Source organism: Enterococcus sp. 9E7_DIV0242, from assembly GCF_002140975.2.
Taxonomy (GTDB): domain Bacteria; phylum Bacillota; class Bacilli; order Lactobacillales; family Enterococcaceae; genus Enterococcus_L; species Enterococcus_L clewellii.
Map to the genome: position 1 here is coordinate 3303872 of NZ_CP147247.1, position 22929 is coordinate 3326800.

Annotated in this window: 17 protein-coding genes and 1 CRISPR repeat array; of the genes, 14 read left to right on the forward strand and 3 right to left on the reverse strand. The window is 40.5% G+C overall.

The features are described from left to right. Positions 1–370 precede the first annotated feature (370 nt). The 6 genes from cas9 (at position 371) to uvrA (ending at position 12384) form a co-directional block, all read left to right on the forward strand. Complete coding sequence (gene cas9 / locus A5888_RS15670) at positions 371–4384, forward strand: type II CRISPR RNA-guided endonuclease Cas9 (RefSeq protein ID WP_086350882.1); 4014 nt, start codon at positions 371–373, stop codon at positions 4382–4384. After that, on the forward strand, positions 4384–5250 hold the full coding sequence (cas1, locus tag A5888_RS15675; protein WP_086350881.1) for a type II CRISPR-associated endonuclease Cas1: 867 nt from the start codon (positions 4384–4386) through the stop codon (positions 5248–5250). The genes cas9 and cas1 overlap by 1 nt, the downstream gene beginning before the upstream one ends. Continuing rightward, positions 5247–5588 (forward strand): CRISPR-associated endonuclease Cas2, encoded by a 342-nt coding sequence (gene cas2, locus A5888_RS15680; protein WP_086350880.1) that lies wholly within the window; start codon positions 5247–5249, stop codon positions 5586–5588. Before cas1 ends, cas2 begins: the two co-directional genes overlap by 4 nt. Continuing rightward, complete coding sequence (csn2, locus tag A5888_RS15685; RefSeq protein ID WP_170924901.1) at positions 5575–6240, forward strand: type II-A CRISPR-associated protein Csn2; 666 nt, start codon at positions 5575–5577, stop codon at positions 6238–6240. The genes cas2 and csn2 overlap by 14 nt, the downstream gene beginning before the upstream one ends. Before the next feature lie 125 nt (positions 6241–6365). Continuing rightward, a CRISPR array of direct repeats spans positions 6366–8117; the repeat unit is 36 nt; unit sequence GTTTTAGAGCTATGCTGTTTTGAATGCTTCCAAAAC. Positions 8118–8196: 79 nt separating this feature from the next. After that, positions 8197–8643: a GNAT family N-acetyltransferase gene (locus A5888_RS15690; RefSeq protein ID WP_086350878.1), complete on the forward strand. Its 447-nt coding sequence runs from the start codon at positions 8197–8199 to the stop codon at positions 8641–8643. A 186-nt stretch (positions 8644–8829) separates the two neighbouring features. Continuing rightward, a complete protein-coding gene (gene uvrA, locus A5888_RS15695) occupies positions 8830–12384 on the forward strand; it encodes an excinuclease ABC subunit UvrA (protein WP_086350877.1) in 3555 nt (1184 codons plus the stop codon). Between the two features lie 155 nt (positions 12385–12539). On the opposite strand, the gene A5888_RS15700 is transcribed toward uvrA, so the two are convergent. Next, positions 12540–13334 carry a hypothetical protein gene (locus A5888_RS15700; protein WP_086350876.1) on the reverse strand — a complete coding sequence of 265 codons (795 nt, stop codon included), beginning with the start codon at positions 13332–13334 and terminating at the stop codon, positions 12540–12542. A gap of 196 nt (positions 13335–13530) precedes the next feature. On the opposite strand from A5888_RS15700, the gene A5888_RS15705 reads away from it, so the two are divergent. Then, positions 13531–14298 carry a hypothetical protein gene (locus A5888_RS15705; RefSeq protein WP_086350875.1) on the forward strand — a complete coding sequence of 256 codons (768 nt, stop codon included), beginning with the start codon at positions 13531–13533 and terminating at the stop codon, positions 14296–14298. Between the two features lie 104 nt (positions 14299–14402). Here A5888_RS15705 and A5888_RS15710 read toward each other — a convergent pair whose 3' ends face one another. Further along, positions 14403–15707 (reverse strand): sensor histidine kinase, encoded by a 1305-nt coding sequence (locus tag A5888_RS15710; RefSeq protein WP_249274555.1) that lies wholly within the window; start codon positions 15705–15707, stop codon positions 14403–14405. Positions 15708–15710: 3 nt separating this feature from the next. Further along, positions 15711–16391, reverse strand: a complete 681-nt coding sequence (locus A5888_RS15715; RefSeq protein WP_086350874.1) for a response regulator transcription factor — start codon at positions 16389–16391, stop codon at positions 15711–15713. A gap of 251 nt (positions 16392–16642) precedes the next feature. On the opposite strand from A5888_RS15715, the gene A5888_RS15720 reads away from it, so the two are divergent. The 7 genes from A5888_RS15720 (at position 16643) to A5888_RS15750 (ending at position 22785) form a co-directional block, all read left to right on the forward strand. Next, the gene (locus A5888_RS15720; protein ID WP_086350873.1) at positions 16643–17635 is read left to right on the forward strand and encodes a hypothetical protein; all 993 of its coding nucleotides are present in this window, start codon (positions 16643–16645) and stop codon (positions 17633–17635) included. Positions 17636–18100: 465 nt separating this feature from the next. Beyond that, positions 18101–18619, forward strand: coding sequence for an RNA polymerase sigma factor (locus tag A5888_RS15725; RefSeq protein ID WP_086350921.1), 519 nt, complete (start codon positions 18101–18103; stop codon positions 18617–18619). Beyond that, positions 18612–19703 carry a hypothetical protein gene (locus tag A5888_RS15730; RefSeq protein ID WP_086350872.1) on the forward strand — a complete coding sequence of 364 codons (1092 nt, stop codon included), beginning with the start codon at positions 18612–18614 and terminating at the stop codon, positions 19701–19703. The genes A5888_RS15725 and A5888_RS15730 overlap by 8 nt, the downstream gene beginning before the upstream one ends. A 99-nt stretch (positions 19704–19802) precedes the next feature. Continuing rightward, the gene (locus tag A5888_RS15735; protein ID WP_086350871.1) at positions 19803–20780 is read left to right on the forward strand and encodes a dimethylarginine dimethylaminohydrolase family protein; all 978 of its coding nucleotides are present in this window, start codon (positions 19803–19805) and stop codon (positions 20778–20780) included. A gap of 160 nt (positions 20781–20940) precedes the next feature. Then, positions 20941–21405 carry a helix-turn-helix domain-containing protein gene (locus A5888_RS15740; protein WP_086350870.1) on the forward strand — a complete coding sequence of 155 codons (465 nt, stop codon included), beginning with the start codon at positions 20941–20943 and terminating at the stop codon, positions 21403–21405. Next, entirely contained in the window at positions 21405–22151 is a 747-nt protein-coding gene (locus tag A5888_RS15745; RefSeq protein WP_086350869.1) for an ABC transporter ATP-binding protein, read from the forward strand. Before A5888_RS15740 ends, A5888_RS15745 begins: the two co-directional genes overlap by 1 nt. Next, the gene (locus A5888_RS15750) at positions 22141–22785 is read left to right on the forward strand and encodes an ABC-2 transporter permease (RefSeq protein ID WP_086350868.1); all 645 of its coding nucleotides are present in this window, start codon (positions 22141–22143) and stop codon (positions 22783–22785) included. Before A5888_RS15745 ends, A5888_RS15750 begins: the two co-directional genes overlap by 11 nt. The last annotated feature ends 144 nt before the right edge of the window (positions 22786–22929 follow it).

Below are 22929 nucleotides of genomic sequence, written 5' to 3' on the forward strand. Positions count from 1 at the left end.
TTTTGGATGATGTCTCCTAAAGTAGGAGGCATGGAGGAGAATGTAAAAGCGTGATACTGTTAACATGATGGCAAAAAAAGAGTTCGCATCAGTTCGAGGCTATGATACAATAATAAATGGCTTATTATAGGGAATAGTTAAAGCTGGACAACAAAAAAAGCGCCGAGACAGCGCTACTTAAAAAGTTGATGACGGACAAAGCCTTATTTTAACTTGCTATGTTGTTTTGAATGCTACCAACAATGTAATTGTATCAAATTATAAAAAAATTACAATTGTTAATTTCAAAATTAAGTAGGAGCCACTTGTCTGTAATTATTGACGAGCTTTGTAAATAAAAGAAAACGCTAACAAATAGAAGGAGGAGAAAATGAAGAATTATACGATTGGGCTAGACATAGGGACAAATTCTGTAGGTTATGCTGTACTGACAGAGGATTATAATTTGGTTCGCCGAAGAATGAAAATCAATGGGAATACTAATAAAAAAGAGAGCAAGAAAAATTTTTGGGGCGTTCGGCTTTTTGATGCAGGGAATACAGCTGAGGATAGAAGACTAAAACGGACGACCCGCCGACGCATCGCTAGACGTCGAAATCGCATTACCTATCTTCAGGAAATATTTCATAAAGAGATGAACCGAGTAGATGCAAATTTCTTTCATCGTCTGACAGACAGTTTCTTAGTATCAGATGAGAAACGAAATGAACGGCATCCGATTTTTGCGACTCTTGAAGAAGAGATTGCGTATCATCAAGAGTTTCCAACCATCTATCATTTACGTAAGAAATTAGCCGATTCTAATGAAAAAGCAGATTTGCGCTTAGTTTATTTGGCGGTTGCTCACATAATTAAATATCGAGGACATTTTTTGATTGAGGGAAAACTGAGTACGGAAAATTCTTCTATCGAAGAAACATTCAAACACTTTTTACAGGAATATAATCAGGTATTTTCGCGTCAAGCAGATGGGTCGATGATCAACCCTGTTCTTGAGACAACAGATATTGGTACAGCTTTTACAGAGAAGGTTTCACGAGCGAAAAAGGCTGAAACAGTTTTAAAGATATTTCCAGAAGAAAAATCGACGGGGACATTCATGCAGTTCCTAAAAATGATTGCAGGAAATCAGGGCAATTTTAAAAAGCCTTTTGATTTGGGTGAGGATATGAAGCTGCAATTCCCTAAAGAAGAGTACGATGAGCAGTTGGAAGGTTTGTTAGCTCAAGTTGGTGATGATTACGCAGATGTATTTACAGCAGCGAAAAATGTATACGATGCAGTAGAATTATCTGGAATACTTACTGTTACAGATAGTACGACGAGAGCCAAGCTTTCCGCTAGCATGATCGAACGCTATGAGGAGCATAAAAAGGATTTAAAATTGCTCAAAAATTTTGTTCGTGAAAATGCTCCAGAGTTGTATTATGACATTTTCAACAATAAAAATGCGGATGGCTATGCTGGTTATATGGCACACAGAAAGCTGAAGCAAGAAGATTTTTATAAATATATTAGAAAGCATCTTGAAAAGCTGGAAGGTTCCGAGTATTTTATTGCTAAAATCGATCAGGAAAACTTTTTGCGGAAGCAGCGAACCTTCGATAATGGTGTAATTCCTCATCAGATACATTTGGAGGAGTTAAAAGCAATTATTCATCGACAGGCAGTATATTATCCTTTCTTAAAAGAGAATGAGGCAAAAATCAAAACCTTAGTGACGTTTAAAATACCTTATTATGTTGGACCTCTGGCGAAAAGACATAGTGCTTTTTCTTGGGCTACACGGAAATCTGATGAAGCGATAACTCCTTGGAACTTAGAGGAAGTAATTGACTTAAGTCAGTCAGCAACCGATTTTATTGAAAGAATGACGAATAACGATGTATATTTGCCAACAGAAAAGGTTTTGCCTAAACACAGCATGCTTTATGAAAAATTTGCTGTTTATAATGAATTAACAAAAATCAGTTATATTGATGAACGAGGTCAAACACAAAATTTCTGTGCTCAGGAAAAAGAAAAAATCGTTACTGAGCTATTTAAGAAAAATCCTAAGGTTAGCCGGAAGCTATTCGAACAATTTTTGACGAACGAATATACGATTGAAAATCCTGTTGTTAAGGGAATTGAAAAGTCTTTCAATGCTAGTTATGGCACATACCATGATTTTCTTAAGAGAGGTGTGAGCCGTGAGCTTCTTGATGCGCCGGAAAATGAAGCCATGTTTGAAGAAATCGTCAAAATTTTGACCGTTTTTGAAGATCGTGGAATGATTCGAGAACGATTAAGTGAATTTGCGGATGTCTTAGATAAAGACAGCTTGAAGAAATTGGAGCGACGCCATTACACTGGTTGGGGGCGTTTGTCAGCAAAGCTGATTAATCAGATCCGAGATAAGCAGGCACAAAAAACAATTTTGGATTATTTAATGAATGATGATGATACACCCAAAAACCGTAACCGTAATTTTATGCAGTTGATTAATGATAATCATTTGACTTTTAAAGCAGAAATTGAAAAGGCGCAAGCAATTACGAATACAGACAGTCTACATGATATCGTGAAAGAGTTAGCTGGTAGTCCAGCTATAAAAAAAGGGATTTTGCAGAGTTTGAAAATTGTGGATGAGCTTGTTGAAATTATGGGGTATGCACCGAAAAATATTGTAGTGGAAATGGCCCGAGAAAATCAGACGACAGCTAGAGGAAAAGCAAATGCTAGACCTCGCTTGAGAGCGTTAGAAGAGGCAATGAAAGAGTTCGGCGGAAATGTACTAAAAGAAAATCCAGTTGATAATAAAGCTTTGCAGAATGATCGTCTTTATTTGTACTATTTGCAAAATGGCAAGGATATGTATACAGGGGAAGAGCTGAACATTCATAATCTTTCTAGCTACGATATAGACCACATTATTCCACAAAGTTTTACAACCGATAACTCTCTTGATAATCGTGTACTGGTTAGTTCTTCCAAAAATCGTGGCAAGTCAAATGACGTCCCCGATATAAATGTTGTCAGAAAAATGAAGAGTTTTTGGGAGAGGCTACATCGATCCAAATTAATTAGTGACCGTAAATTGAAGTGGTTGACTAAAGCCGAGAATGGCGGCTTAACAGAAGAAGATAAAGCTGGGTTCATTCAAAGGCAACTGGTAGAGACACGACAAATCACGAAAAATGTTGCGCGAATTTTAGATCAGCGTTATAACACTGAAAAAGATGAGTCTGGTAAAGTGATTCGAAAGGTTCAAATCGTTACCTTGAAGTCTGCTTTGACGAGCCAGTTCCGAAAGAATTTTACCATCTATAAAGTGCGTGAAATCAATGACTACCATCATGCGCACGATGCTTATCTGAATGGTCTCGTTGCCACGACTTTGTTGAAAGTGTATCCTCAGTTGGCACCAGAATTCGTCTATGGTGAGTACCAAAAATTCAATGCTTTTAAAGAAAATAAGGCTACAGCTAAAAAGCAATTTTACACCAATATCATGAGATTTTTTGCGCAGGATGAACCGATCGTTGATGAGAATGGTGTGATTTTGTGGGATAAGAAATCTGTGTCTATGGTAAAAAAAGTCATGGATTATCGCCAGATGAATATTGTGAAAAAGACAGAGCGGCAAAAAGGCAGTTTCTCAAATGAATCGATCTTACCTAAGGGGAAATCAGAAAAGCTTATTGCACGAAAAGACAAGTGGGACACAACAAAGTATGGTGGATTCGATAGTCCGACTATTGCATATTCGATTGTCATTTCTTATGAAAAAGGGACGAAGAGAAAACTGACAAAGGGAATTGTTGGAATCACGATTATGGAGAAAAATAGATTTGAAAGAAATCCGATAGCCTTTTTGTTGGATAAAGGGTATCAGAATCCGGAAGTTCAATTAAAACTGCCAAAGTATGCGCTGTATGAGCTTGAAAATGGGCGGCGTAGATTGCTTGCCAGTGCCAAAGAAGCACAAAAAGGCAATCAGCTGTTCCTACCTAATCATTTGGTCGAGTTGCTTTACCATGCAAAACGTTGTAATGAGATCGATGGCGTTAGTTTGGACTATGTGAAGGAGCATCGTGAGCAGTTTTTAGAAATTCTTGAGCATGTAACAAGGTTTGCAGAGAAATTTACATTAGCGGAGAAAAATATGCAGGTGATTACATCGCTTTATGAAAAGAATGCACAGGTTGACGTTAAAGAGTTGGCAGAATCCTTTGTAAATCTCATGACCTTCAATGCAATGGGCGCACCGGCAGACTTCAAATTTTTTGGCAAAACAATTCCGAGAAAACGCTATACAAGTATTTCTGAAATATTGAATAGTGTTGTCATTGACCAATCGATTACAGGTTTGTATGAAACGCGTAGAAAGTTGGCAGACTGATGGGATGGCGAACGGTGATTGTAAATACTCATTCAAAGCTGTCTTATAAGAATAATCATTTGATTTTCAAGTCGGTAAATCAGCATGAGATGATTCATTTATCAGAAATTGATGTTCTTTTACTGGAGACGACAGATATTACCCTTACAACTATGTTGATCAAACGGTTGGTGGATGAAAATATTCTGGTTCTCTTTTGTGACGATAAGCGACTGCCAATAGGGAAATTATTGCCCTTTTATGGTCGTCATGATAGTAGCTTACAATTGTCAAAACAGCTTGCTTGGAATGAAGAGAGAAAGGCTGCTGTATGGACTGAGATTATTTCTCAAAAGATAGTGAATCAGAGTGAGCAGTTGAAGGGGCAAGGATACACTGAAAAATCAGAAGCGTTACTTGCTTTACATGATGGATTAGAATTATTTGATCCAACGAATAGAGAAGGACATGCGGCAAGAATTTATTTCAACCGACTTTTTGGCAATGACTTCACTCGTGAAGCGGATAATGATATTAATGCTGGATTGAATTATGGGTACACACTTTTACTGAGTATTTTTTCGAGAGAGTTAGTTAGGTCTGGTTGTATGACTCAGTTTGGCTTGAAGCATGCCAACCAATTTAATGACTTCAATCTGGCAAGTGATTTGATGGAGCCGTTTCGTCCATTGGTAGATCAGATTATTTATGCACAACGGAAGAAACCGTTTCCAGTGATGAAGCGTGCGCTATTTGACTTATTTACCAATAATTATATGTACAACAAGAAAAAAATGTTTTTAACGAATATTGTTGGTGACTACACGAAAAAAGTGGTGAAAGTATTGAATGCTGAGATGGAAGGAGTTCCTAAGTTTAGGATATGAGTTATCGTTATATGAGAATGATGTTAATGTTCGATATGCCGACGGAAACGGCAGATGATAGAAAATCATATCGCCGTTTTCGTAAGTTTCTGCTAAGTGAGGGCTTCATTATGCACCAGTTTTCTGTGTACAGTAAATTGTTATTGAACGGTACAGCGAATCAAGCAATGATTGCGCGCTTGAAGCAGAACAATCCAAAAAAGGGCCTGATCACACTGTTAACGGTCACAGAAAAACAGTTTGCTCGTATGCTCTATTTAAATGGTGAGCGAGATCAAAGTGCTGGGAACTCGGATGCCAGGGTAGTTTTTTTAGGAGAAGATTATGATGAAGCTTAATTTTGAATTGTTAGATGAACCACTAGAAATAGAATCAGCCACTACGTTGGTTATTGAAGACGTGCGGGTGTTTGCCCGCCTGGTTAAATGGTTTTATCAGTATGAAGAGCAAAGCGATTTGAAGCTATTTGATGAAAAGCAAAAATCTATCAAAGCTTCTGAACTAATGATTGTTACGGATATACTAGGCTACGATGTCAATTCTTCTGCTGTGTTGAAATTGATTCATGCAGACTTGGAAGAGCAATTAAATGAAAAACCAGAAGTAAAATCCATGATCGATAAATTGACTGCAACAATTAGTGAATTGATTGGCTATGAGCTGTTAGAACATGAACTTGATTTAGAAGAAGATGAAATTACTGTACTGGAATTGTTTAAAGCCTTGGGAATTAAAATCGAAACACAGAGTGATACAATTTTCGAAAAGCTTATTGAAATCATACAGGTGTACAAGTACTTATCAAAGAAACATCTGTTGGTACTGGTAAATAGCTGTGCATATTTGACAACTGATGAACTAGTGGAGTTGAAGGAATATATTTCCCTATGTAATATGGATGTACTATTTATAGAGCCTAGAAAAATAACTGTGGGACCGCAGTATATTTTAGATGAAGACTATTTTTTACATGTGGAAGAAATGGTATAATAGATGTATGTACATTGATAACTGAATAAATAGAAATACCTAATAAAGAAGCGTTCAAAGCAAAAATCTTGCTATGGATGAGTGGCGCGATTACGGGATTTGGCAGAAATAAAAAATTCTGCGAGGTTTTAGAGCTATGCTGTTTTGAATGCTTCCAAAACGAATGAGTTCATTAATGCAGCTATTGCATCGTTTTAGAGCTATGCTGTTTTGAATGCTTCCAAAACTCCGTTTCTCATGGATTGAGCTAACCAATAGTTTTAGAGCTATGCTGTTTTGAATGCTTCCAAAACTATGCTTCTTATTGACGTTGTACGTTGCTAGTTTTAGAGCTATGCTGTTTTGAATGCTTCCAAAACTCTCCTTCTCTTTATCTTATATATGTAGTAGTTTTAGAGCTATGCTGTTTTGAATGCTTCCAAAACCAGGATTTCTTCGCCGTTATAGTTATCCATGTTTTAGAGCTATGCTGTTTTGAATGCTTCCAAAACTTGTATAACGTCTTCCAGAACTTCCGCCACGTTTTAGAGCTATGCTGTTTTGAATGCTTCCAAAACGTAGCAAGAAGTTAGTAGCACAGGTTAAACGTTTTAGAGCTATGCTGTTTTGAATGCTTCCAAAACATGACAAAAAACACGAACGAATAATCAACCGTTTTAGAGCTATGCTGTTTTGAATGCTTCCAAAACTGCAAAAAATTCAAGTAACTGATACGACAAGTTTTAGAGCTATGCTGTTTTGAATGCTTCCAAAACGACTATGTAAAAGGTAATTTTAATGAGGAAGTTTTAGAGCTATGCTGTTTTGAATGCTTCCAAAACCAAAACAACGGCTATACGTTGAATTGGAACGTTTTAGAGCTATGCTGTTTTGAATGCTTCCAAAACTTGACTGAACTCTTCTTTGTCCTTTATAGTGTTTTAGAGCTATGCTGTTTTGAATGCTTCCAAAACAGTTGCTAGAGTTTCATTCACTTCTGATACGTTTTAGAGCTATGCTGTTTTGAATGCTTCCAAAACAGAGGAGTGAACAGATGACAAACAATATATGTTTTAGAGCTATGCTGTTTTGAATGCTTCCAAAACACAACAAGAAGGGGTGACACATGAAGAATAGTTTTAGAGCTATGCTGTTTTGAATGCTTCCAAAACAGTTGCTAGAGTTTCATTCACTTCTGATACGTTTTAGAGCTATGCTGTTTTGAATGCTTCCAAAACTATCAAAGAAAGTCAAAAGAGAACTAATGAGTTTTAGAGCTATGCTGTTTTGAATGCTTCCAAAACAATGTTGTATCTGTTACCATCATTCCGACGGTTTTAGAGCTATGCTGTTTTGAATGCTTCCAAAACAGGCGTTACAACAACAATTGTAACAACTGAGTTTTAGAGCTATGCTGTTTTGAATGCTTCCAAAACAGTTTTTAATAGATGAAGACCCAAACAAATGTTTTAGAGCTATGCTGTTTTGAATGCTTCCAAAACAAAGGAAGTCGTCATGTATCCCCTTTTTACGTTTTAGAGCTATGCTGTTTTGAATGCTTCCAAAACATTTAAAAGCGATTTTCTTTTGAATTTGCTGTTTTAGAGCTATGCTGTTTTGAATGCTTCCAAAACATCAAATGCGGCTACAATGTTCTTAACTGCGTTTTAGAGCTATGCTGTTTTGAATGCTTCCAAAACAACTAAATATAAATTTTTGTCCATATTGTTGTTTTAGAGCTATGCTGTTTTGAATGCTTCCAAAACATACTTTTCTTAGCTTGTTCCAAAATACCTGTTTTAGAGCTATGCTGTTTTGAATGCTTCCAAAACTTTTTACGCTTCAGTTGAGTGTGTGCAACGGTTTTAGAGTTATGTTGTTTTGACTGTTACCAAATAAGCCTGATGATGAATTTTTAAGTTTGCTTTTACAAAGTCAGTTGTGTTCCTTTAGTTGATTAGAAAGGCGGTCGATCGGATGGATTCTTTTTCTTTTGTTCTGAATAATACACCTTGGCAGCGAGCAGCCAGCTGTTTTGTTCGTATGACGGTTTTTGTGTTGGAGAGACATATCCCCATTCAAGATGAGTTTGATGAAAATGATGGGGATGGGACGACGTATGCAGTAGCGTATGAAGGCGAGCTTCCTGTAGCCACAGCCAGATTTACAAAAGTAGCGGATGGCTTCGCTAAAATCACCCGGGTGGCAACGATAAAAGACTATAGAGGCTATCATTTAGGCTCAAAGCTGATTCAATTGATGGAGGAATACGCTGCTTCCGAAGGGATAGAAAAGCTAGATATCCATTCTGAGTTGACTGCTGTCGAATTTTACAAGAAAAACGGATATGTGCTGTCATCAGAAGTCTATCTTGAAGACGGGGTTGAATGTCAGACGCTAACAAAAACGATTATAGATAAATGATTTTTTTAATAAGCAGTGGAGTAACCACAGATAAATGATCTGAGGGTTGCTCCATTTTTTTGATTTGAGCATAACAATAAATAATGAAAAAATCGAAGGTTGACCCTCACATCATGTGAGGCTTTATGATGGAGGTACAGAGCTGGGGTGATTGATAGAGAAGCCCCAGAATCAAGGAGGAGTTCGATGGATAGATATGAACTGAAAGCGATTGGCACTGTTCACAAAGAAGCGGATATGCTGGTTGTTGAAATGACAGAAAAAAGGCTGACAGCTGCGATGAAAAATCTATCCTTGTTCAGCCACGCAACGTTTATTTTTAGTGATGGCCGTGGTCGTTTGAAGGTACGTGTGTTGGCAATGTCTGAGGTAGATGAAAAAAATGGCAGGCTTGTTTTAGCGGAGGGTGGCGGCTTGTTAGAAGGAAATGCAGTCTATGATATCAAGCCATATATTCCTTGTGAGGATCGCCTGCTTACGGAACAACAAATGATTGACACTGCTCAACCGGATAAAGCGGAGAAAACCGGTGGGGATGAGGTACTTCAGCTTGCTTCAGCAGGGCAAATAAGAAAAAAACAGGGACGGTATTTCCTCTACCCTGAGGACTTTGATAGCTTCTTAGCAAGTATCAGTGGCAGCGAGTATGTCAAAGTGTTGTGGTGGTTTTCTCGCTTTGATAAAAAAGAATATCGAAGAAGCTTGCAAGGGGAGCCGCCATACGAAAATGCGCCCAGAAGTGGTGTGCTGGCCACTCGTTCCCCTGTCCGGCCCAATCCGATTGCCTTAACGGTTGTGCAGATCCTAGCGATTGATTATGAAGAGCAATCGATTGAAGTGATTGGTTTAGACTGCTTTGATCGTACGCCGTTTATAGATATTCGATCTTATATTCCGTCTGTGGATGTCGTGTCGGACTACAAGGTTCCTTCTTGGCTGACGCACTGGCCAGAGTATAAAGAGCTGGAGACAACATCTTCTGAGAAAAAGCTAGTATTGGATGACAGCGATGAGGAACAATTAGATTCTTTTCTAAAAACAGGACCAAGTGCTTTAGCCGCAACGATTCTTGAGGAAACGACAGCGGAGCAAGGAGCTGCAAATGAAATCATTATCCATGGCGCAAGGCAGAATAATTTGAAGAATATCGATGTGGTCATCCCGAAAGAAAAAATTATCGCTGTTGCGGGAGTTAGTGGGAGCGGGAAATCCAGCTTTGCTTTTGATACTCTGTATGCGGAAAGTCGTTTACGTCTTTCTGAAACGGTAGACAGTATAGAAAAACCATCAGTTGATACGATTACTGGGTTACCGCCAGCTGTAGCGATCGCGCAACGGTCGATTGGGCGGAATCCTCGATCAACAGTTGGGACATTTACCGGTATTCAAGATCGCCTTCGTTTGCTCTATACAGAGATTGGTCATCGTCACTGTCCGAATTGTGGAAAATCGGTACGACCGAGAAGTCAGGATGAATTAGTAATCATTCTTCGCCAGTTAGGTTCAGAGCATGACCTACAGCTGCTTTCTTATGGAAAAATGGACGTCCTCGTTCAGTCAGGGAAGGGGAAAGAAGTTCGATGGGAAGCTGTTGTTGGACAAGCGTTGGAAGTTGGAAAAGGAGCTTTTTACCTTTCAATTGATGGAGGTGAGCCGATTCTGTTGCAAAACCGCGAGATGTGTTACCAGTGTCAGACGATTTTGTTTGAAATGACACCGGCACTTTTCAGCTTCAATAATCCTGAAAGTATGTGCAGTGCGTGTAATGGTTTGGGAAAAACGATTGCAATCGATCCGGCGCTTGTCGTAGCTCATCCAGAGCGCTCGGTATTGGATGAGGCTTCTACTTACTGGGGCGATGTTCGTGCCTTCAGTAAAAAGCCGACAGCGAATTGGATGCGTGGGGAACTACTGGCCTTGGCGAATGCCAAAGGAATCGACCTCGAACTGCCGTGGCAAGAGCTGCCGGAGACTTTTCGCCAGATGGCACTCTATGGCAGTGGAGAAGAGGAAGTATCATGGAGTTATGTTCATCCGAAAAATGGTCGAAGCGGAACGATCACACGAGTAGTCGAGGGCGCAATCCCAGTTTTAAACCGATTGCTCCAAAAGGGTGGAAATACAGCTGAGCAGATTACGATGGAGTATATGCGTGCGGTGACTTGCCCAGTGTGTGAAGGCGAGCGACTTGCAAGAGAAGGTCGGATGGTCACATTGGCCGGGCTTCGCTATCCGCAGATAGCGGCGATGACAATGGAAGCTTTGCTTGAGTGGGTTCAGTCCTTGCCGTCCGTTTTATTACCTCATGAACTACAAGTAGCTCAACCGTTGTTGAAGGAAATATATCAAAAGGTAATCTGTCTAAAGGAAGTAGGACTCTCTTATTTGACGCTTGCACGCACAATTCCGACCCTCTCAGGTGGCGAGCTGCAGCGATTGAAGTTAGTTGCTCAGATGGGCATTGGGCTTTCGGGACTGCTATATGTCATGGATGAACCAACTGCCGGACTGCATCCAAGAGACTACCCAAGCATTATCCGAGCATTGAAGCAATTGAAAGAGGAAGGCAACACGATCCTTGTAGTGGAACATGAGGAGACGATGTTGCAGGCGGCAGATTGGCTAATTGAGATTGGTCCGGGTGCTGGACAGCATGGCGGAGAAATTATTTGGCAGGGAAATCCTCAAAAGCTTTTTCGTGCCGATACAGAGACAGCGCAGTTTCTAACTGGACGAAAACAGATTCAGCTAAATCGCCCTACGCTAACGAAGTGGGTGACGGTGGCTGATGCTCGAGAAAATAATTTGAAGAATATCACTGTTCAATTTCCTAAAGGACACATGACCTGTATTACAGGAGTCAGCGGGTCGGGAAAAAGCAGTTTGGTCGAAAAAGTACTTATCCCTGCTGTTGAAGCTCATTTGAATCAGGTAGGCAAGCAGGTTCTTTGCTCGATTGAAGGGATAGAGGATATTCAACAAGTGATCCATGCCTCGCAATCACCTGTTTCCGGTAATAAACGTTCGGTTCTTGCGACATTCATCGGAGTGTTTGATGAGATTCGTCTGTTGTTTGCTAGGGAGACACAAGCCGAAAGCGAGAAGCTGACAGCCTCTGCCTTCAGCTTCAACAGCAAAGAAGGGCAATGTGATGCGTGTAAAGGAGAAGGTGTGCAAACAATAACTGTTCCATTTGCAGCAGATATCACAGCTGTTTGTCCAACTTGTCATGGGAAGCGCTATAAGAAACAGGTGTTGGATATTCTCTATGAAGAAAAAAATATCTTTGAGGTATTGGCGCTCCCCGTTGAAGAAGCACGTCACTTGTTTGACAAGAATAAGAAAATTACTGTAGCCTTACAAACGCTTTGTGATGTGGGGCTTGGGTACCTCAAACTGGGACAGGGGATACGGACACTATCTGGAGGAGAGGCACAGCGTCTGAAGCTGGCAAAGGCGTTATGCAAGAAATCATCTGATCGAAACCTGTATGTATTGGATGAGCCTACCTCTGGCCTGCACTTCTCAGATATTCAGAATTTACTTGAACTATTGGCTACATTAGCAGAGGCTGGGCATACTGTTGTTATTGTTGAGCATAATCAGCAGGTGATCCGTAACGTCGATTGGATCATCGATCTTGGCCCTGAAGGTGGAGCTGGCGGCGGCAATCTGGTTGTTCAAGGGACGCCGGAAACGGTTCGGAAATGTAGGGACAGCTACACAGGACGATTTATCTAAGACTTCTAATTCAAATAGAAAAAATGCATCTGACAAAGATGCATTTTTTTCTGGTTGTTATATAAGCTCTGTATGAAAGCGGGCTCTCTGTGCGAGAAAAGTATAGATCAAAAGATGCAAATTATGGATCTGATTCTCTATAGAATGTAATAGAGTTACTTGATTCGATAGTAGCTTGTATTGACCTTTTTCAGTTGGATGGGAAACCGCTCTGTTTCGAGAAGCCTGAGCCAGCGATCGAGGTCTGTTGCTGGTGCTTTCAGCGTAGCGGCAATATCTTCATAAGCGATGGCTTCACCTATTTCATACTGTTGGATCAAAGTAATCAAGCGTTTTAGCGCATTGTCAGCCGGATGCGAAGCGGTTGGTGCTCCAAGAGTCTCGAGTTTGAAGCCAGATTTCTTCAGTTGCTCGATCAATTCTTGACTATCCTCTTCATATAGCGGCAGATCAGCTTTGGCGAATGCAGCTAGTCGCGTCAGAAAAGTACTGCTGCAATGCTTTTTCAAGCCGCGGTTAATAAATAGATTATAGTAACGTCTGGGGAAGCGCAGTCCTTTTGAAACGCTGAGTAAAATCAAATCTACACCGCGATCCAAGTGATGGATGCCAGCTTGTACTTGTTGGGCGACCTTTGGTGTCACACCCAAATGCTGAGAGAAGTGTGTAGAGCCTAAGGTCAATGTTTCACCGGTCTTTTCAGAGGCCAGGATGAATTGGTATTTTAGTTCTCGACCACAACGACAAAAAAGCCTGCCTTCTTCACCGTGGGGGTAGATAGGATTTTCTTTGAAATCAACAAAAAGCCATTCCTCATCCTTCAGAAAGTTTTCTGTTAGAAAAAGCGATTGTATTTGATAGCGTTTAAACTCCTGCAAGGTTTCCTGTTGAAAGGGCGTTAACAGCTGCCAGAGTTCTATCCGTTGTTCACGAGTTAAGTCAATAGCCATGATCACGCCTCCTTTGTAGATAGGATAGCGCGAAAAAAATCCATTGTAAAGGTCATTTTCAGTATGCCGAACAAGCCGGATTATAGTAAAATGAGAGAATAGAATTAGGGTGTGACTGAAAAAGCTGCTAGACATGGGCGTTTTCAAGTAAAGTCTAGCATAGAAAGAATACGACTATCAGGAGAAATGAACAGCTATGTCATATAAACGAGTGAAGGCGGTCGGTGCGAATTGTCCGAACTGTCAGCGAAAACTGGATATTTTATTGACGGACACGGCACATACTGCGCTGTGCATGTGTTTTCGCTGTCGGGCCGTTTATACTTTTGATGGGCAAGAAGTGAAAAAACTATCCGTAAGTAAGCAGACGGCCCTTCAAGAAAAAGAGTTGTTGCATCGGCTCGTTCAGGCGTTACCGGAAAAGCATAGCTATAAAGGACAAGGCAGCCAACTACGACAACAGGAGTGGGGCTTTCAGCGCAGCTGGTTGAGCTTGGCGGAGTATGAACGACAATTTGGAGAGGCGCTGGGCTTTAATGCGTGCGATCTCCGCAAGGAGAAGCAGACGTGCAAGTGGTGTGGCAACCGACTGCCGCAAGGGCGACGCTCTTTTTGTAAGGACAGCTGCTCTCGAAATTACTCACAGGCTACATTTACCAAGCGGCATATGGGAAGTGTTCCTTACCGAATTGCTTGTCGTGACCGTTTCTATTGTCGAATCAGTGGGGAAGATTTGGCCCAGTACAATCGGCATGGCGTGCGGATACCAGCCAGCAACGGTGAGCTGGCGATTCATCATTTGATTTTTGTCTCGCAGAATGGGACGGATCATGAACAGAACTTGCTAACTGTTTCAGCAGAAATTCATAAGGCCTACCATTCCGGTGATCCGACTGTTGTCGAAGCGATTCATACGATCCGTGAGGAACAGTTGAAACAGTATGCAGATAAAATGCAATTCTGATGAACGGCAGTGAATAAACGAAACAAAGAAACAGTCAAGTAGAAAATTTTACTTGGCTGTTTCTTTTATTTAATAAAACACTATTTATTACTGCAAGATACCCCTCAGACTTTTTTGGGTATTCTGATAGTAAAGAGGGTGTAGGAGCCTAGCTGACTTTCAACTGAAATACTTCCTCGTAATTGTTCAGTAATACCTTTGGCAATGGAAAGACCTAAACCGTAGCTGTTTTCACTGTGTCTAGCTTCATCTACACGATAAAAACGGTCAAAGAGCTTTGGCAAATGCTCCGCAGAGATGCCTTTACCAAAATTTTTCACGGTAATCAAGACGACATTTTTTTCTGTTGAGAGGCTGACTTCGACGGCCTCGTTTTTTTCTGTATATTTGACAGCATTATCCATCAGAATTTCGATTAGCTTCTTTAATAGAGTTGGTTCTGTTTGAAGGGTGTAAGGAATCATATCTGTTTTTAGGGAAATATTTTTCGCAGACAGTCGGTATTCGTAAGCCGCGAGTACATGATGCAACAGCTCCTCTACATCAACAGTTTGAAACGTCAGTTCTGGATCGATCGTATCTGCTCGTGCCTGATACAACAGACTATTTACTAGTTCTTCCATTCTTTTCGTCCCCTTTGCGATATAGTTGACCCATTTAATTTGTTCTTCGACTGTTTCTGATCGATTGGCATATAAAACATCTGTATTTGCACGAATGATACTTAAAGGTGTTTTTAATTCATGAGAAGCATCTGTGATGAACTGTTGCTGTTTTTTCCAAGCTTGCGCAATTGGTTTAATAGCGTAATTTGAAAAGAAGACAGTCAAAAGGAAAAAGAAGAGCAGCAGTAGACCACCAACTATAAGTAAGGTTTTGCGAAGAGAAGCCAGTACATTCTTTGAATCAGTGATATCGAGAAAACGGATTTGATACGAAGGGTTTTGTTGACTAATCTGTTGTTTTTGATCCGTGATCAAGGAAGCAACAGCGGGTGATACGAGGTATTGCCATTCTCGATCAGCCAGTTTGAGAGTGCCGCCATCTTGCGCTTTCCAGGCAACTGCTGCAGCTTTTTCGTACTGCTTTTGGGACAGTTTGACAGTGGAATCAATCAGGACCAGCTGTCCGTCCTTGTCGACCAACATATTAAAATAAATACCTAACCCCGGAGAGATGCGATTAACTGTCAATTGCTCATTTTTAGAAAGATCTTCTTCATTTTGATTATCGAAAGCGAGTTCTCCATTTGTTATATATAGTTCTTCGGTGCGATTGAGCCGTTCCTCGTTTTCCGATTGAAGCCGCATAGAGGTTGTAAGATATACGGCAATTAGCGCAGTCACAAGTATTAGGGTGATTAATCCCGTAATAAGAACAATCAGTTGATTTCGAAATTTTATTAGCATAAATCACCTCGTTGGATAGTTTAAGATATAACCTAAGTGGCGAACAACATTGATTTGGGTCGAACTTTGTACATCTCTTAATTTTTTTCGTAAAAGAGATATCTGAATTTCCACATGCTTATCCTCTGCTTCAGAATCAAAGCCCCAGATTTTTTGGATGATCCCATCTTTGGAAGACAATTGGGGGTAATTAGCAATCAGTAGCTCCAGAATACCCGCTTCTTTATTTGTCAGTTTCACTGTATGTTCTTCTTTGGTAAGGAGACAGGTGTAAGGGTTCAGGGTAAAATCGCCAACCGAAAGAAGTCCATCTTTATGATAGCTCTCTTTTCTTCGGTCTAACGCCCGCAAACGAGCCAGCAGTTCTTCGTATTGGAATGGTTTACACAAATAATCATCCGCTCCGCTGTTCAGTCCCTCTACGCGATCCATTAGCTCCCCTTTCGCAGTGAGCATCAAGATAGGGGTATCTATTCTTTTTGCACGAGCCTCTTTCAGTAAGGTTAGTCCATCTTTTTTTGGAAGCATGATATCCAACACTGCTATATCATAAATATCTGAAAGTAGACAGTCCAAGCCGTACTCTCCATCCTCCGCTATATCTACTGAATAACCGTCCTTCTTCAACATTTGTGCGACGGCTTCTGCCAGCATCTGTTCATCTTCAATCAAAAGAAGCTTCATAGCTGTTTTCTCCTTTTCAGTAATTTTTGGTAGTTCTTATTCCTCATTCATTGTATTGTATTCGATTTCCACGTGCCGACCATGTCAAATCAATAGTGGGACATGTCATAGAAAGTATAACGAATCAAGCTTGAATCAAGCCTGAATGTTCTTCCTTATTTTTAATAGAAAAAAATAGGACGATTAGAGGTTCGTTAAAGGTTATGCCCGTATAGTGAGTGTATCAAATAGAACAACAGGAGGAAATCAATATGAAGGATAATCGATTCAATAATAGAAAAAGAGGAAAGCTATTCAGCAGCAGGACAAAGTATGCTTTAAGACAATTACCCGTCAGCGTTCGGACTGGGGCGATTCTTCTGATTGTCGGCTTGACAATAGGTGCCTATCATTTAGGGAAAAACACGACTTTAAAGGAAAATGCGACGTTGCCAGCTCTCAATGTCTCTTCTAAGGTCGAAAAAAGCGCCAATAGTTTGGAAGGGACAAAAATCAGAAGACGCAGCAATAAATGGCAATTCTCTTCTGATGATGGGGCAACATGGACAGATACTCCGCCAGAAGGAATCTACCAAGGAGATGATGGTCGCCTGTACTATGATTCAGCGAAAATGAAGGGCTTGACTAGTTCTGCGAATGGTGAAATTGCGGAGTTTCCGTTTGCGGATGAGGCGGGGAATGGTGTAATTATGAAACGGGAGGAGGATGAATGGCAGTTTTCTTCTGATGGAGGGAAAACGTGGACAGATGACGTACCGGAAGGTGTCGAGATAGCGAAGGATGGGACTTTGACCTGGATGAGCGAAGACGGTAAGCAACTGTCAGAGTTTGATCCAGTTGATGGACAATGGAAATATTCAGAGGATGGAGGGAAAACGTGGTCTGATCCGCTACAGGATATCAACGACTGGATAGAGAACGGGTTTACCATGTCAGTTGCTGATGGGATTTTGATGAAACTTCAAGATGGAAAAGTCGTTTATTCGACGGATGAAGGAAAAACTTGGTCAGAGGAGGTGCCGGAAGGGCTGGAAACACCCGAGAACAGCGTAATCGCAAAAGGTGAGGACGGTAAGATGAAATACTCGACAGATGGTGGAAAAACATGGTCGGAAGAAAAGCCGGAAGGATTCGAAATCCCGACAGTTGAAGACATCTTAGATTCTCTACCGGAAGGGCTGATTCCATCAACGGATGGAACTGAGGCTTCGGATGATTTGGATGCGAATGCGACCTCTCTTTAAAAGCAGAAAGCAAGTTAGAATAAATGCTTGAAAAAGGGAAAGCTTAGTGGGAATAGCTATGTTTTAGGCTCAAATAGCTATAGTTAATTTCTTGACAGGTTCAAGGGACTATATTCAATAGTTCCTTGGGTTTTTTTGTATGTTTTTTTCGGAAAGAATAATAAAAAATATTTTTATAATGAAACATTTCTGCTGGAAATCCAGTCTAACAGATGTAAGGGGAAAGCGGGTGATAGATGAAAAAATTACAGGTAAGAGTGGATAAAAGGGTAAAATGAAAGGTAAATAGGTTTTTATAGAGTGTTGGAAAGCGTATCGATTGATTTTACAGAATCGTACGTTTAGACGATAGGAATAGTTCTTAGAAAATAGGAAGTTGTACCAAGAAAAAATAAATAGGATAAAAATGAAACTTTTATGCAGAAAATGCTGTCTAATAGGCATAGAGAAGAAAGCGGGTGGGGTATGGAAAAGGAATTACAGGTAAGGTTGGTTAAGAGGGCTAAAAAAGGAGATGCCCAAGCTTTTATCGAGCTTTGTACAGCGTATCGAGTGGTTTTATATAATTCAGCTTATAAAATACTTTTGAATGATGCAGATGTGGCTGACTGTCTGCAGGAAACAGAGATTCGTGCTTGGAAGAAAATACGTACACTTAAAAACGAAGCGGCATTTAACTCTTGGATTTTTATGATCATGACCAACATAGCCAGAGATATTCTGGGCAAGAGAGTAGAAGTAATTGCCTTTGAAGAAAAGCATGGAGGCATTGACGAAGGCAGTCATGAAGAGTCTGATCTAACACAGGAATTAAATAAGCTGTCAGAAAGATATAGAATCCCTCTCGTTCTATATTACTATTCCGGCTTTAGCATCAAGGAAATCGCCGGACAACTGAGTCTCTCAGCAAATACGGTCAAAACAAGGCTGGCACGCGGGAAGCAACAGCTAAAGAGAATACTGGAGGTGGAACAAAATGGATAAGAAAATGAGGGAACTGATGAAAAAAGAAAAAGAGATTCCAGCCGAAGTGATGGAAAAATTAGTCCGGAATCAGGAAAAGATTTTAAATCAGGAAATCAAGCAAGAGGAAAACATCGTCAAAAGAAATCCTTGGAAAAGAAGAATAGCGGTTCTGGCAATTGTCGCAGCTGTATTGCTTTTAGTATTGACGCAAACGCCTGTCGGTGCGGCCATTGAGCAAGTACTGGGCATCAGCAAAGATTCAGGTGTGGCAACGGTAGAAAGCAGTGAGATTCCAGTAAATCTTGAATTGACAAGTACGCAAAATGGTCGTGAAATCAAGCTGACAAAATTTGTAGCGACGAAGCAAAAATTTGCCTTCGATTATCAGTTTAAGATAGAGGATGAGAAACTCAAAACTTTATTGGAAAAGCAGATCGCTGCGGGTTCAAATTTCCAGGATATTCGTTTGGGACTTTTTGCTGATGGAAGTACGGAGGACATGTTTGGCGGGGTTTCTTCTATGTCAACCTTTCGTATGGAAGGAGATACCTTTTATGGCTCTGTTGTGTCAACCTTTGATCAAGAAAAAATTCCGGAAAATGCCAATTTATCCCTTCATATCTACCAATTAGCTTGGGAGGATCGTGATGAGTATGAGGCGAAACTTGCCGAGGCGATGGAAAATAATAGCGACTCGTTTAGTGTTGACACGGCGCTAAAATATGAAGGCGATTGGCAATTTGATGTTACCTACAAACCCTTGACACAAACCGCTCAACCGGAAATTATTCAAGCGACGACACTCTATGATATCAAAGCCAATAGTGATGCTTTACAGACAATGGTTACGTTTAGCATCCCTGCAGATGTGGCAGAAGGTTCGGATTGGCCATCTTATAATCTTGAGGTTTATAAAAATGGCGTTAAGACTGAAACACCAAGTTATACCACTGGTGGGGAAAACCGGTTGACAACGTTCAGCTTATCTATTGATTTAAGTGCATTAGACAAAACCTCTGTATACAAGATACAGCTTTATACTGGCGATAATATGGGCAATAACATCGATGAAATAGGCAGTTTTGAGCTTCAAAATCACTAGATGTTTCTGTTATTCCTAAGGTCACTAAGCTTCTTTTTCGACATACTGCTCTTTTATCGTTATCCTGAGTGGAGAGAATCTTTGATGGAGGGAATAGAAATGAAAAAAATCAATGTAGTAAGTGAATTTGCCCCGTTGCGGTCTGTAGTGTTGGCACAGTCTCAATTCTGTTTTCCATCAGAAAAAGGTGACGAAGCATTTGATGATTCATTTTTGACAGAAGAAAATGCGAAGCTTGCAAGAAATAGTGCAGGTAAGGACCTCGCTTTAGTTGATCCTGAAAAGCAACAGCGCTGGGAAATAGAGAAACAGACAATGCAGGCTTTGTTAGAATCTTACGGAGTAGAAGTGCTGAGACCCAGACTTTTGACCGATTATGAAAAAGAATCAGGGGTACAGTCAGGCGTAGGCTACAGCAACTTTTTTTCAAGAGATCCCTTCTTTACAGTTGGAAATCTGTTGATTGAAGGAAACTTGAAGTTTATGCATCGACGCCATGAGATTTTACCCATTCGCCCAATCCTCAATGAATGGATGGCAGAAGCTGATGGGTATTATCTTGCGATACCTCAACCCGATACCTCGATGAGTGAAAACAGTGAAGCAGGGCCTTTTATCGAGGGTGGCGATGTACTTGTTTTAGGAAAAACGGTTTTTGTCGGTTATTCCGGATTAGCCAGTAATCTGCAAGGGATTCTTTGGCTTCAGCATCTTTTGCAACATTTTGGCTATGAAGTCATTCCTGTTCGATTGCATCCGCATATTTTACATTTGGACTGTGCGTTAAGTCTGTTGAGAGAAGGGCTGATGATCGTTTGTGGGGAAGCTTTTTTAGATGGGGTTCCTAAAGAGTTACAGACTTGGGAAAAAATACCTGTTTCTTTGAAAGAGGCATCCTTACTAATGACAAATGGATTGCCGATAAATGACCATGTGTATATTACAGATAGTGCATTTATTGCTCTGATTGAACAGATCCAAGCAAGAGGAATCGTGGTTCATGGAATCGACTATCAAGTTTCCAGAATTTTTGGTGGCTCTTTCCGCTGTACCACACAAGCCTTGGTACGAGAATAATCTGATTTTTGAAAAAGAGTTTTACAGAGAAATTTTCTGTGAAGCTCTTTTTGTATTTATCTAATGGACACGTAACTTTTGTTAACAGTATTTGTTAGGGATGGTTGGTGTGCATGCTTCTTGAAATAGGGTATAGTCAATGGAGAGAGGTGTGAAAAGTATGAATAATCAAAAGAATCTGATTGCTGAAAATTTACGCTATTTACGCAGTAAAACGAGCTGGTCTCAGGAGTTTATCGCAGAAAAAATCGGTGTTTCCCGTCAAGCTGTTGCGAAGTGGGAAAATGGAGAGTCAATGCCAGATTTGATTAACTGTACATTATTAGCTGATTTGTATGAGGTATCATTGAATGATCTTGTTCGTCATGATCCGGAATCAACGGGCATGCCGATTGGTCCGGTGAATAAATATATTTTTGGTGTGGTTACTGTAGGTGAGCGTGGTCAAGTCGTACTTCCGAAGAAAGCACGCGACACCTTAGGCATCAAAGCCGGTGACACACTCGTTGTGCTTGGGGATACGAATCCAGCAACCGAGGGACTTGCAATGCTCAAAAATTCAACGTTTTCTCGAGTGACGGGACAAGCAATAGACAATCTTATACCAAGAAAAGAGGAGCAGTGATGGTATTACTTGAGGTCAAAGATATGGCAAAGGCGTATCCATCTTTTGAAATTCGTGACATCAGTTTTACGATTCCAGCAGGAAAAATCATTGGCTTGATTGGCAAAAATGGTGCAGGTAAATCAACGACTCTGAAAGCTATCTTGAATCTGATTCCAATGGATCGAGGACAGGTGATGATGTTTGGGAAAGAGTTTTTAAAGGAAGAAATTTTTTGTAAGCAAAATTTGGGTGTTGTACTGGGTGGTTTTGATTTCTATAAGGAAAAAAAGCTTAGAGATATTACGAAGGTGACGAAACGATTTTATCCGAATTGGGATGAAGAAGCTTACCAACAATATTTAACGACTTTTTCTTTAGATCCGGACAAAAAGGTCAAAGAGTTGTCTGCAGGGATGCAGGTCAAGTATTCTATTGCGCTGGCTCTTTCTCATCAAGCCAAGCTGTTGATTTTCGACGAGCCGACAAGTGGTCTTGATCCGGTGTCACGTGATGAGTTGATTGCGATTTTTTTACAGATCGTCAAAAACGGGGAACGAAGTATTCTTTTTTCGACCCACATCACATCTGATTTAGAGAAGTGTGCGGATAATGTCATTTATATCAAGGAAGGTGCTATAGTTGGATCGGCGACTAAGCAGGCATTTATTCAGTCTTTCCAGTACCTAAAAACACCAGAAGATCTCGATGATTTGTCTTTGGAGGAAATTATGATCCGAATGGAGGGCAAACGCTATGATTTCTAATTTACTTTATAAAGAGCTGCGCTTGGCTGCACATCCGAACCTGTATGTTTTTACATTGATGGGTCCGTTAATTCTGATTCCGGCATATCCCTACACCATGGTTTTTCTATTTAGCTGCATTGGTAATTTTGTTAATTTTATGTATGTCAGAGAAACGAATGATATTTATTATACGGCATTTCTGCCTATCAAAAAAGCGGACGTGGTTACATCGAAAATGCTTATATTGGTGGCTTCACAGCTAGTTCTGATCCTGTTCTCGCTGCCTTTCGCATGGCTACGCTTAACATTTTTGCCAGCTGGAAACCCAGTGGGGATCGAAGCAAATACGGCCTATTATGGCTTCGGTTTGTTGATATTTGCGGTATTCAATTATCTTTTTTTGACAGGATACTTTAAAACCGCTTATAAAATCGGTGGGCCATTTTTTGCGGGTGCGACAGCCGCGACGATGGTTGCTGTGATTGCTGAAGGGCTTGTTCATGTTCCGCAATTTTCTTGGCTGGACTCGGTTCAATGGACGGATCAGCTTAGTCAGCTACCGATTTTGATCGTAGGGATAGGGGTGTATATCCTTTCGATTGCAATGGCCTATAAAAAATCAGTCAAACGGTTTTTAACTGTTAATTTATAGGGGAAAACTAGGTGGAAAGTCAATGCTTGAAGAAGCAGACAAGATGCATTTTTTTCCACTGCTCATCTATTCAAGTGCAGAGGACAGACAGTTATCATTTTGATGATTGTTTGTCTATTTGCGCTTGTTTATAGCTGTTTCGTT